This is a genomic window from Stenotrophomonas sp. SMYL11, assembly GCF_036320005.1.
GTDB classification, from domain to species: Bacteria; Pseudomonadota; Gammaproteobacteria; order Xanthomonadales; family Xanthomonadaceae; genus Stenotrophomonas; species Stenotrophomonas maltophilia_A.
The window spans coordinates 81,764-94,433 of the sequence record NZ_JAWIRS010000001.1 but is presented as its reverse complement, the minus strand read 5'-3'; the positions used below and the strand labels follow the sequence as shown (position 1 = coordinate 94,433).

Here is a 12,670-nt window from a genome sequence, read left to right as displayed (position 1 = left end):
CGCATACCAATTGGTTGACATTTTCATGTCGCCGTGCCGAAGCTGCGTCCCACGCCTGGCATGCAGGCGATCCTTTGGGAGGAGGAAACCATGCGGCGACCCGCCGGAGCAGTGCACAGCATCTCGTTGTCCCCCACACCCCTGATCGTGGCGCTGCTTGCCGTGCTGGCGGGCATGCCCGCGGCCCAGGCGCAGTCCAGCAAGGACGCGTCAGCGCAGGATCCCACCACGCTGGACCAGGTGCAGGTCACCGGCATCCGCGAATCAATGCAGAGTTCGATCAACAAGAAGCGCGACGACACGGTCATCGCCGACGTGCTCTCGGCCGATGACATCGGCGACCTGCCAGCACCTTCGCTGGCCGATGCGATCGAGACCTTGACCGGTGCCGCCTCGACCCGCGACAAGACCGGCGCCTCGGAGATCTCGATCCGAGGCCTCGGTGCCTTCCTCAGCAGCACCAATTTCAACGGTCGCGAAATCACCAACGGCAGTGGCGACCGCTCGGTCAACTTCAACATGTTCCCGGCCGAGCTGATCAATACGGTGGCCATCTACAAGACCCAGCGCGCCGACCTCATCGAAGGCGGCGTGGCCGGCACCATCGGCCTGGAAACGGTACGGCCATTGGAATACGGCAAGCGCTCGGCGCAGATCGATCTGCGTGGCAGCTGGGCCGAGTATGACAAGAAGTACCGCGACGACGATGGCATCGGCTATCGCGGCACCGCCAGCTACATCGATCAGTTCGAGTTCGGCAACGGGCAGAAGCTGGGCATCTCGCTGGGCTTCCAGCGCCTGGACGGCACCGATCCGGAAGAGAGCATTACCAGCGGTTCCACCTGGTATGCCTGCGATGGTACGCAGAACGTGGGCAATGCCAACTGCAACGAAGTGTCCGCGCAGGCCATCGCCAACGGCGCGCCGTACTACCTGGTGCCAAGCAGCCGCATCTACCGGCTCAAGCAGGAGCGCAACGACCGGCAGAGCGAGTTCGCCGCACTGCAGTGGCGGCCAAATGATGTGGTTGAGGTGAACCTCGACTTCGAGCACACCGAGCGCAACTGGTATGAGAATCGCAGCGATCTGAGCCTGTCCAACGCACGACGCGGCATCACCCAGCGCGACGTGGACGCAGGGGGCATCGTGCGCCACCTGCATGGCAGCACCTCGATCGACTCCACCTCCAACCGCTACTGGCGTGGCGAGGAATACACCGGAGGTGGCCTGAACCTGATCCTGCGACCGACCCCGGCCTGGGAGCTGTCCACCGATCTTTCCTACTCGCATACCAATCGCCTCGACAGCGAGCGCATGACCCGCGTGCGCGCCAACCAGCGCGACGTCAACAATGCCGTCGTGCCCGGTATCAGCAGTGGTGCCACCGGCTACGTGGACTATGACTGGGACTGGCACGGCGAAGTGCCCAGTGTTGCCCTGGCGCCGAACTTCGACCCCAACAACTGGGACGCCTACACGGGGGCGGCGCGGGTGACTTCCAGCGCCACCGAGAATGACCACAAGATCAAGGCCAGCCGCTTCGATGCCAGCTTCATGCCGGAGTCCGGTTTCTTCACCCGCATCAAAGGCGGCGTGCGCGCCAGCCAGGCCGACTACCGCCTGCGCGACAACACCCTGGTAACCGACTACGACCAGCGCGTGGCGGCCGACAAAGCGAAGATCATCGCCGCCAACCAGGCCTGCCGTGCACTCTTCCCTCAGGATGACTTCATGGATGCCGCCAGCGGCAACACGATCTCCTCGTGGGCGTACTTCGATCCGAACTGCCTGTACCAGTCGTTCCGCGGAAGCCTCGACAGCGGGCTGGATCCGGGTTTCCAGGATCCGAACAATGTCGATATCACCGAGAAGACCCGCGCGCTCTACCTGATGGGCGAGTTCAGCAGCACGTTGCTCGGGCTGCCGGTGACCGGCAACCTCGGCCTGCGCTGGGTGAAGACCGATGTGCGCTCCGAGGGGGTGCGTACTGGCCTGCGCATCGAGGACAACGGAGACGGCACGATCCGCCTGCAGCCTACCGGCGACTACAGCACGCAGGTGTTCAAGGCGGGCAACGACAAGCTGCTGCCCAGCCTCAACGCGGCCTTCGAGCTGCGTCCGGACGTGTTGCTGCGGGTCGGTGCATACCGCGCGATGTCACGGCCGGACATCGCCGCGCTGGGTGCAGGGCGCACCATCAACGTGAGCAGCGATGCCACCTACGGCAATCTGGCCGACGCGCTGGATGACATCAGCGCCAGCGGCAACCCCGCCGCGCAGCCGCTGATGTCCTGGAACGGCGACCTTTCCCTGGAGTGGTACCCGAACCCGGACACGATGCTGGCCGGCGCGGTGTACTGGAAGCAGTTCAACGGCGGCACCGCCACTGCGCTGGTGCCAGAGACCTACACCATCGATGGCCAGAGCGTGACCGTGCCGGTGCGCCAGCAGGTGACCACCGACGAGGACAGTACGCTGACCGGTTTCGAGCTGACCGCCACCCATCGCCTGTCGTACCTGCCCAAGCCGTTCGACGGGCTGGGCTTCAAGGTCAGCTACAACTACGCCGATGCCGACTACCAGACCCAGGATTCACGACTGGGCGAACAGCTGGCCAGTGATGGCACGGTCATCCCGGCGATCGTGCCGCCGGCTGGCCTGAGCGGCTTCTCCCGGCACGTCCTGTCCGGCTCGATCTACTGGGACGTCGGGCGCTTCAACATCCAGGCCATCGGCAAGTACCGCTCGCACTACTACCAGGACTTCACCGGCAACACCGCGCAGCAGAACCGCTACTACGATGACAACACCAGCGTGGACCTGCGCCTGCGCTACCGGGTGAACAAGCGGTTGTCGCTGTCGCTGGAACTGATGAACCTGACCAACGAGCCGCGCGTGGCCTACCAGCCGCTTTATGGGAACTTCCGCGAAGTGGTGACCTACGGGCGGCGTGCGTATTTCGGTGTACGATACAAGTTCTGAACAGGGCGGCGCGGCCAGTGGTCGCGCCGCCGCTCCAACCGGACCCTTGCCGGCCGCGGTGGCAGGGCAGGGACCCGGAAGGAATCGCCAAGGGTCAGCCGCATGTCCGCCAACCGCCTTTACCAGACCATCGCTGCCAAGCTCCGCAAGCTGATCGAGGACGGCGAATTTCCGCCGGGCTCGCGGCTGCCGGGCGAGCGTGAGCTGGCCGAGCGGTTCGGTGTCAGCCGGGTCACCGTCCGCGAAGCCGAGATCGCACTGGAAGCACAGGGCTGGATCGCCATCCGCATCGGCTCGGGCGTGCATGTGAAACCGCGCCCGACGCAGGCGTCCGGCGGGCTGCCGGATGTCAGCGCCTTCGACCTCACTGCCGCCCGCGCGGTGTTCGAGGCCGAGGCTGCCGCCCTGGCCGCCAGCAATCTGGATGATGCCGGCATCGCCGAACTGCAGGTCCTGGCGGAGGCGCTGTGTCGCCGCGACCTGAGCGACGCGGAAGCCGGCGAGTACGATCGCCGTTTCCACCTGGCCATTGCCCGTCTGTCAGGCAATCCGGTGGTGGAGTACTTCGTGCAGCAGATATGGCGCATGCGCAGCGAGCTGCCGCGCGTGACCGAGGTCTATTCGCGGGTCTGCCATGACGATGGCGCCAGCCGTGCGGACGAGCACATGGCGATCTTCGAAGCCCTGCGCGCGCGTGATCCGGTGGCCGCGCGCAATGCGATGCGCCATCACTTCCAGCGCCTGTTCGAAGCCATGCTGCAGGCGACCGAAAGCCAGGCGCTGGAGGAGATCCGCCGCCGTACGCAGCAGGACCGTGAACGGTTCATGGCCACGACGCGGATCTGAAGGGCGTCTTCGCGCGGGCGCAGCGTGTTGTACTGCGACTGCGCGTCGGTAGTGCCGGCCGCTGGCCGGCAATCACAGCAAATCAGTTGGCTCCAACCTAGAACCTCTCGGTATTGAAAGGCGGGTCGACATCCAGGTACCGCCGCCCTGCGTCGTCGGCGATGCAGAGGCCGTTGGACAGGAACTTGATGTATCGTTCGCGCTTGTCAGCAAGCTTCAGTTCGGACAATCTGCGGAGCGAACTCAACAGTCTATTCAGGCTCTGGATCATGCCGTTGGCAGACGCAGGATCAGCGACGTCCCTGGCGAATTCTCCCAGCCTGATCGCCTCATTTGAGTGCCGTGAGGCATCAACCCTGGCAAGCTGACGGGATGCGTGCTGATTGAAGATAAAGGCTTCGTCATCGGCAAGGCGCTGCAGGCGGGTCGTTGCCATCCTGGTGAATGTCACTTCGAAGTCGATCGAATTCGTCCCGATCAAAGGGGCGCAACTGTTCACGCATCCCTTTCCAAAGACTGCTTGGAACAGCGTCATGAGGTCGGCAAGTTTCTCGAAACTGTTCCACATATCCTTGGGCACTCCCAACCATAGACCGTCCTTGGAGCGCGTCCAGCGCATGTATCGCTCTGCTTCGCCGCCATCCTCAGCCTGGCTGGAAAAATGTCCGCAGGCCTGCAGGAATCGGAGGCAGTCTGCAGCGGGCATGAAAATGGGATTCGCCAATGCCTCGCCCCGTCTCACCCTTTCCAGAGGGTCATTATCCGGCTCGGGATCGATGTACTCGACCTGCAGATTTCCGTTTTCAACATAGGCGTAGCTGATGGCGCAGAAATTGATGGCAAGAAGTGCAGGCGCGCCGATCCCTACGGAGAAATTGACCGCCGGGTACTGCTCAACCTGCTGCTGGGCTTCATGGAAGGTGCTGTTTGCTCGTGCGCCCAACGAGCCCTTGGCTTCGAGCAGCCCCCACGTGCCATTGTTCAACTGGACCAGGAAATCTGGAGCATCTGCAGCCCCGGCGACCGGGGGCATGGGCAAGCCCTGGATCTGGATGGGGCCGCCTTGAGCAGTGTGGAAGTGAAGGATGCGACTCACGAAACCCGGGACTGCCGGCGCAGCAACGACGGCCTGCTCCAGTGCATAGCGGGCATAGACCATGCCGAGGAAGTAGCTGAAGCTGCCTTTCTCGTTCTTTTCGAGCTTGCGCACAAACGGAAGGGTATTGACGCAGGGACCGCCAGCCCCTGCGGCAGTGCCGAAGATATCGCCCAACAGTGTGACTTTTCCGTAGATGTACGTACCAAGCGCTTTCCAATCCGCTTTGGTCATCACGCCCATGTTGGCGAATCCCGGGCCAGGCACGGCTCCCGGTGGCCCAAGGAATGCGAGCACGTTCCCGTAGCCGCAGTCGAGTGCTGCGAACAGAATGTCGACGGCGTGCGGATGTGGCAGTGGCGAAATGGTGGGTGGGGCGAAGGCCACCGTCATGTCTGCATGGGTGTATCCCGGCGGCCACTTCGGCGCATTGAGAGGTTGCAGATAGAGCTTCAGTACACTTGCCATGCCGCGTCCTTGCTTCATCAAGTCCGGGCAATCTTCCCGGCATCCGCAAACAGAAGCAAGCCGGAGGCCAGATCTCTCAGTCTCTACCCGACGCCACCGCCGCATCATGCAGCCCGCGCAGCTTCTTCTTGTTGATCTTGCCCACGCTGGTCCGCTCGATCGATTCCACGAAACTCACACGCTCCGGAATCGCATAGCGTGAGATATCCCCCGAACGACTGCGCGCTGCGACCAGCTCGATGATTTCGCCCTCGCTCACCTCGCTGCCCGGCTTCCTGACCACGAGTGGCAACGGGCGCTCGCCCCATTTCGTGTCGCTGATACCAATCACCGCAACCTCGCTGACGGCCGGGTGCAGCGCGATGATGTCTTCCAGAGCCAGCGAGGAGATCCACTCGCCACCGGTCTTGATCACGTCCTTGATACGGTCGGTCACCCGCAGGTAGCCGCCTTCGTCGATGTTGCCGATGTCCCCTGTGTGCAGGTAGCCGCCGGCCCAGAGCGCCGCCGAAGCCGCCGGGTCGTGCAGATAGCCCCCGGTGAGCCACGGTGCACGCGCCACCACTTCGCCAGTGGCGAGGCCATCGTGGGCGACATCGGCCATGTCCGGGTCGACGATGCGCAGGTCCACCAACGGCACCGGAGTACCGGCCTTGGTGCGCAGTGACAGCGCTTCATCCGGATCAGTCGAGGTGTCCACATCAATCTGCGCGACGGTCAGCAGCGGGCAGGTCTCGGACATGCCATAGCCGCCGAAGATATCGATACCCCGCGCCAATGCACGCTGCGCCAGCGCACGGGGCAGGGCGGCACCGCCGATGATCACCTTCCATCCACGCAGGTCGGCCTGCGCGGCGTCAGGATGTTCCAGCAGCATGTGCAGGATGGTCGGCACGCAGTGCGAGAAGGTCACCTTCTCGCGGGCAATCAACGCCAACAGATTTCCCGGCAGGTAGCGCCCCGGATAGACCTGCTTGATGCCCATCAGGGTTGCCACGTATGGCAATCCCCAGGCGTGAACATGGAACATCGGGGTGATCGGCATGTAGACGTCGTCGCGGTGCAGCCGTCCCTGGCTGGCCGCACTGCCGAGGGCAGCCATCCCCGCCAGTGAATGCAGCACCAGTTGCCGATGACTGAAGGAGACGCCCTTGGGCAAGCCGGTGGTGCCGGTGGTGTAGAACACCGTCGCGCGGGTGTTCTCGTCGAAATCAGGAAATTCACTGGCCGCCGCAGCGTCGCGCAGCCCGGCTTCGTACTCGGCGACGAAACCGGCCGGCAGCGGCCCATGGGCATCTTCCATCAGGATACGCGTGCGCAGATCGGGTAGCTGTTCGTCGATTCCATCCAACAGCGGCAGGAACTCGCGATTGACCAGCAGCACCCGTGCACCGCTGTGATTCAGTGTGTAGGCAATCTGCTCCGGTGCCAGGCGGATGTTCACCATCATCAGCACTGCGCCGATCATCGGTACCGCGAAGTAGGCTTCCAGGTAGCGGTTGCTGTCCCAGTCCATCACCGCCACCGTATCGCCATGCTTCACACCCAGCGAGGTCAGCAGCCCCGCCAGCTGGCCGATGCGGGCATGCAGGGTGCGGTAGTCGTAGCGGACCGTATCGCCGTAGACGATCTCCTGCCCGGGGGACACCGCCAGGGGTGTCAGCAGCAGTTGTTTGATCAACAGCGGATAGGCAGCGGCATCGGTAGCGGGGGCGGATGGCATGAGGGTTCCTCGTGGGCGGCATGTCGGTGGCCAGTCTTCTCCTGGCCACACTAGCCATCCCACCCGCCCGTACCAGCGTACCTAGGTACCTGTGCCTGTCGAAGGGTGATTTGCTACTCTCGCCAGGACATGCCGACCCTGCTCATTGCCGACGACCATCCCTTGTTCCGCGCGGCACTGCACCGCGCGGCCGAGGAGGCGGTGGCCGATCTCCAGATCAGCGAGGCCGACTCGCTGGACAGCGTGATCGAGACACTGGAGAGCCAGTCGATCGACCTGATGCTGTTGGACCTGCACATGCCGGGCAATCACGGCTTGGCGGGCCTGGCCACCATCCGCGCATTGCAACCGGGCCTGGCAATCATCATCGTCTCGGCCAATGAAGAGCCGCAGGTGATCCGTCGCGCCCTCGATCTCGGCGCGGCCGGCTATCTACCCAAGAGTTCGGGCCTGAACGAGCTGCAGGCGGCGCTGCAGTCGGTGCTCGACGGCGAGCGCTGGATCCCGGCGCTGCTGCGCGAACCGGTGGCACGGGTGGCGACGTTCAGCAGGGATGCCGACCTGGCCGCGCGCCTGGCCAGCCTGTCGGCACATCAGTACAAGGTGCTGGGGCTGGTGGCCGAGGGCCTGCTCAACAAGCAGATTGCCGACCGGCTGGGCGTACAGCTGCGCACGGTCAAGGCGCACATGACACGCATCATGGAGCGGCTGGGCGTGCGCAATCGCGCGCAGGCCATCCGCGTGCTGCACGAAATGGGATTGGCCGATCCGTCCCGGCAGATCGAAGAACTTCCTGAGCCCTGACCGGTCAGGACGGGGTGCTGGCCGCCAGCAGGTGGTTGATCGCCCAGCGCAGCGCCAACGGTTTGAACGGCTTGTTGAGCAGGGACAGCCCAGCGCCGCGCACCGCCTCGCGCGTATCGCTGCCGGCATCCGCACTGAGGATCACCGTCGGCCGCGGCCCATGCACGCCTACCAGCCGCTTCCACAGCGCAACACCGGTATCGCCATCATCCAGGTGATAGTCGAACAGCCACAGCGCCGCCTCGTGCGCTGAGGGTCCGATGTCATCGGCTTGGCCTGCCGCGATGACATCGCAACCCCAGGAAAGCAGCAGCTGCCGCATCGCCTCCAATGCGTCCGGGTCGTTGTCGACCACCAGCACGCGGACTCCCTTGAGCGCGCTGCTGCCGGCCGCTGGCGGCGAGCTGCGCGGGGTCGCCGGGGGGGCTGCGCGTTGCACGCTGATCGAGAAGGCCGAGCCGTGCTCGGGCACGCTGCGCAGGTGCAAGGGTGCGTGCAGCAGGTCGGCGATGCGGTGCGCGATGGTCAAGCCCAGGCCCAGCCCCTGGCCGTTGCTTCGATCGACCCGGTGGAATTCCTCGAACACCACCGCCTGCTGCTCCGGAGCAATGCCGGGGCCGGTGTCATGCACACCGATCAGCAGTGCCTGTCCCTGGCGGCGCACACCCATCAGCACACCGCCATGGCGGGTGTAACGGATGGCATTGGCCAGGAAATTCTGCAGCACCCGACGCAGCAGCAGGGGGTCGCTATGGACCCAGGCCTGGCTCCGCACATGGCGGAACTGCAGGCCACGCGCCGCTGCCAGTACCGCGAACTCCTGCGCGAGCGGATCCAGGACGGTCGACAGCGCGAAGGGGCGCGGATCGGCGACCAGCCCGCCCGCTTCAAGACGGGAGATATCCAGCAGCCCGGACAGCAGGTCGTCGGTGGAGTCCAGCGCACCACGGATCTGGCGCAGGAAACTGTCGAGGAACTCCGATTCGATGTGCTGTGACATCGCATCGGTCAGCAGCTGTGCCGCATGCAGCGGCTGGATCAGGTCGTGGCCGACCGCCGTCAGGAAGCGTGTCTTGGCAACGTTCGCGCGCTCGGCTTCGTGCACTGCCTGTTCCAGCCGTGCGGTGCGGTCCTGCACGCGGCGCTCGAGGGTTTCGTTGCTGCGCTTGAGTGCTTCCTCGGCACGCCGGAAGGCGGTGACGTCGGTGAAGGTGGCAACGTAGCCACCGCCGGGCATTGGATTGCCACGGATCTCGACGATGGTGTTGTCGGGGAAGATCCGTTCGGACAGATGCGGTGTGCCACGCCGCATGTGTGCGACGCGACGCTGCAGGGCCTTGTCGCGAGAGTCACCGGGGCCGTCGCCGATCTTCAGCTCGGCCAGCGCCCACGCTGTCAGATTGACCACCGGCTGCCCGACCTGCAGCAACTCGGGCGGAAACTTGAACAACGCGGCGTAGCGGCTGTTCCAGGCCACCAGCTGCAGCTGCGCGTCGACCACGCTGATGCCCTGGCTCATGTTCTCCAGCGCCGCTTCCAGCAGGCGCTGGTTGAAGCGCAGCACCTGGGTTGCTTCGCCGACTGCACGGGTCACCGCATCCAGTGGCGCAGTGCCGCCGTCGCGAGCGGCCTCCACCAGCAGCCTCGCCATGCCCGCACCGACCACGGCGCTCAGCTCGCGTTCGATGGTGATGACCCGGTCGTCGTCCAGCAGCTGCCCGGCATGCCCATCCATCAGTTGCCGGGCCCGCTCCTGGCCGAGGAAGCGTCCGGCCGTCCTGCGCAGCGAGGCTGCCGCCACCGCATCCCGTCGTCGCGGCAACGAGGGACGCACCGCGCGCGACACCAGCGCAACCGTCAGCAGGTTGACCGCCAGACTGGCGCCCATGCTGATGGCGATATGGCCCGACTGCAGGCGCAGCGAGACCACGGACAGCCAGTGCAGGTCATCGGGCCCCGAGGCTGGGGGCGTGGCAGGGATCACCATCGGCAGCAGCACCAGCCACAGCCAGGCCAACGACCCCAGCACGATGCCGGCGATGATGGCCGGGGAGGGCGTGCGCGGGCGATACACCGCCAGCAGGACCGCCGGCGCCAGCTGCGAGAGGGCGGTGAAGGACATCAGGCCGAAGTCGCTGAGTGCCTCGGTGTCGCTCATCGCCCGGCTGTACAGCCACGACATCAGGAACACGGCGAGAATGCCGGCACGGCGGAAGGCCAGCACGCGCGGACGCAGGTCGGCCGCCGCGGCTCCGCCGGCAATGCCGTCCAGCAACCGTGAGCCGAAGCCATGGTTGCCGAGCATGATCGACAGGGTCAGCCCGGACAGGATCATCATGCCGGTGGCGGCGCTCAGGCTGCCCAGATAGGCCAGCAAGGCCAGCAGGTGGTGGCCACCGGCCTGCGGCAGCGCCAGCACGTACAGGTCAGGCGACACCGATGCGGGCAGCTGCGCGGTACCGGCCAGCGCCATCGGCACCGACGGCAGCCCGATCAGCAGCAGGTAGACCGGGAACAACCAGCGTGCCGTCCTCAGGTCCGAGGTCTGGCGCAGTTCGACCACGCCGACATGGAACTGGTGCGGCAGGGTAAACGCGGAGATCGCCCCCAGCGCGACCATGGTGAGATAGTCCGGCATGATGGCTGGTGGCGGCAGCTGCGCCATCTTTTCCAGCAGCGGCGTGCCCGCCTGGCGCACCGACAGCGCCGCATAGAGGCCAATGGCCAGCAGCGCCACCAGCTTCAATACCGACTCCAGCCCCAGTGCGACCACGATGCCACGATTGGGCTCGGTGGCCGATGCCTTGCGTGCACCGAACAGCAGGGTGAACGCGGCCATCGTCAGGGCGAACCAGAACGACATGTCCAGCTGCGCGGCAGCAGGCGCGAAACGATCGCCCAGCAGCGCGCCCAGGCCCTGACTGACAGCCTTCAACTGCAGGGCGATGTAGGGAATGATGCCGAACAGTGCCACCAGGGTGATGGTGAAGCCGAGGCCGCGATCGGCACGCAGTCGTGCGACGACCAGATCAGCGATGGTGGCACTGTTGTGCTGCTTGGCCAGCCGCCCCAGGCGGAGCAGGAACGGCAGGCCGAACGCAAAGATCAACGCCATGCCGGCCAGGGTGGGTGGAATCGGGAAGCCCCATTGCAGTCCCTGCGAGGCCGCGCCGTAGTAGGTCCACGCGGTGCAGTGCACGGCCAGCGACAGCGCATGGATGAGCGGCCATGCCTTCGAAAGCCGGTGCCCCCGGTGCTCACCCCACAGCGCCACGCCAAACAGCAGTGCGGTCCATGCAATGCAGGCGAAGAGGACGATGGAGGGCGTCAACATCGCTCCAGTGTAGGCAGAGAACCGAGCAGGGTGGTGCTAGGGAGCGACCACGATCAGTGACAGCTGCTCAGCGACCAGTGCCAGCTCGCCATCGGCAACCCGCTCGACGGCCTTGCGCTGGGTCAACAGCCACTGGCCGGGCTGGCGCGCGTCCAGCGACAGCAGCTGCGAGCGTACCCGCACCCCGGACCCGCTGGGTACCGGTGCCAGGAAGCGGACCTTGTTGAGGCCGTAGTTGAGCACATGGGCGATGCCGGGGAAGCGGGTGAGGGCGGCCACATCGTCCTGCACGGTGAGCGAGAGCAGCAGGAAACCGTGCACGATGGTCTGCCCGCCCGGCAGCTGGGTCTGCGCGCGGCCTGGATCGACGTGGATCCAGTTGTGGTCGCCGGTGGCGTCGGCAAAGGCATCGATGCGCGCCTGGTCCACGCGGGTCACGCCACTCACCCGCTCGCTGGCCGCCCACTGCTGCAACGCCTGCAGCGCGGGAGGCAGGTTGCTGTCCACACTCACGCCACACGCTCCAGCAAGGTCAGGATCGCGTCACGCGCCTCTGGCTCGGACAGCATCGGAGCGTGTCCCACATCCGGCACTTCCACAAGGCGGGCACTTTCCGAGGTGGCCGCCATCTGCCGCGCGACATCGGCCGGCAGGATGTCGGACAGCGCACCGCGCACCACCAGTACCGGCACCCGTGCGGTCAGCCCACGAACCGCACGCCACAGCACCGGCCGCAGCAACCACAGCAGCCAAGGACGTGTCGTTCGGATCACGGCCGGATCGTAATCCAGCTCCAGCAGTCCATCGCTGCGCGGGCGGAAGGTGCGCACCGCCATCTGCCGCCAGTCGTCGGTACTGAAGCGAGGGAACGCGGCCTTGCCGATGGATTCCATGTAAGCCGTGGCCTGCACCAGGTCCATCGGCGGCACCGGCTTGCCGGCGTACTTGCCGATCCGTGCCAGCGCCTCACGCGGCACCTTGGGGCCGGCATCGTTGAGCACCGCGCCCGCGATCCGCTCGGGCGCGCGCGAGGCGAGGGTAATGGTCACCAGCACGCCCAGCGAGGTGCCGACGAACACTGCCTTGTCGATGTTCTGCGAACGCAGCAGCGCAACCATGTCGTCCGCGTAGGCACGCGGGTTGTAGCTGGACGGGTCATATGCGCGTTCCGACCCTGCGCGACCGCGCAGATCGACCGCGATCACGCGCCAGCCCTCGGCGGTAAGCGCATCGGCAAGCGCATCGAAATCGGCGCCATTGCGGGTCAGCCCGGGAATGCAGACCACCGTGCCACGCGCTGCCTGCCCCGCATCGGGTGCATGGTCGCGTGCGTGCAGGCGCAACCCATCATTGCTGTTCCAGTACAGGTCGTCGTAAGACTGCGTCATGCAGGAGCTTCCTGGAGATCGTAACGGAT

At 65.5% G+C, this 12,670-nt stretch carries 8 protein-coding genes; 3 read left to right on the top strand and 5 right to left on the bottom strand.

Annotation, left to right across the window (positions count from 1 at the left end; translation table 11 throughout):
• Positions 1-90: 90 nt before the first annotated feature.
• Both V3B46_RS00445 and V3B46_RS00440 read left to right on the top strand, forming a co-directional pair.
• Positions 91-2,982, top strand: coding sequence for a TonB-dependent receptor (locus V3B46_RS00445; RefSeq protein WP_329890799.1), 2,892 nt, complete (start codon positions 91-93; stop codon positions 2,980-2,982).
• Positions 2,983-3,084: 102 nt separating this feature from the next.
• Complete coding sequence (locus tag V3B46_RS00440; RefSeq protein ID WP_329890798.1) at positions 3,085-3,828, top strand: FadR/GntR family transcriptional regulator; 744 nt, start codon at positions 3,085-3,087, stop codon at positions 3,826-3,828.
• 97 nt (positions 3,829-3,925) lie between these two features.
• Here the strand turns inward: V3B46_RS00440 and V3B46_RS00435 are convergent, their stop codons facing one another.
• Positions 3,926-5,392: a hypothetical protein gene (locus V3B46_RS00435; protein ID WP_329890797.1), complete on the bottom strand. Its 1,467-nt coding sequence runs from the start codon at positions 5,390-5,392 to the stop codon at positions 3,926-3,928.
• Between the two features lie 76 nt (positions 5,393-5,468).
• Positions 5,469-7,115: a fatty acid--CoA ligase gene (locus tag V3B46_RS00430; RefSeq protein ID WP_329890796.1), complete on the bottom strand. Its 1,647-nt coding sequence runs from the start codon at positions 7,113-7,115 to the stop codon at positions 5,469-5,471.
• Positions 7,116-7,244: 129 nt separating this feature from the next.
• Between V3B46_RS00430 and V3B46_RS00425 the strand changes: the two genes are divergently transcribed.
• Positions 7,245-7,919, top strand: a complete 675-nt coding sequence (locus tag V3B46_RS00425; RefSeq protein WP_329890795.1) for a response regulator transcription factor — start codon at positions 7,245-7,247, stop codon at positions 7,917-7,919.
• A gap of 4 nt (positions 7,920-7,923) precedes the next feature.
• Here V3B46_RS00425 and V3B46_RS00420 read toward each other — a convergent pair whose 3' ends face one another.
• From V3B46_RS00420 to V3B46_RS00410, 3 genes are read right to left on the bottom strand one after another with little or no spacing between them, the layout of a single operon-like run.
• A complete protein-coding gene (locus V3B46_RS00420) occupies positions 7,924-11,253 on the bottom strand; it encodes a hybrid sensor histidine kinase/response regulator (protein ID WP_329890794.1) in 3,330 nt (1,109 codons plus the stop codon).
• 36 nt (positions 11,254-11,289) lie between these two features.
• Entirely contained in the window at positions 11,290-11,766 is a 477-nt protein-coding gene (locus V3B46_RS00415; protein WP_329890793.1) for a MaoC family dehydratase, read from the bottom strand.
• On the bottom strand, positions 11,763-12,641 hold the full coding sequence (locus V3B46_RS00410) for an alpha/beta fold hydrolase (protein ID WP_329890792.1): 879 nt from the start codon (positions 12,639-12,641) through the stop codon (positions 11,763-11,765). Before V3B46_RS00410 ends, V3B46_RS00415 begins: the two co-directional genes overlap by 4 nt.
• Positions 12,642-12,670 lie beyond the last annotated feature (29 nt).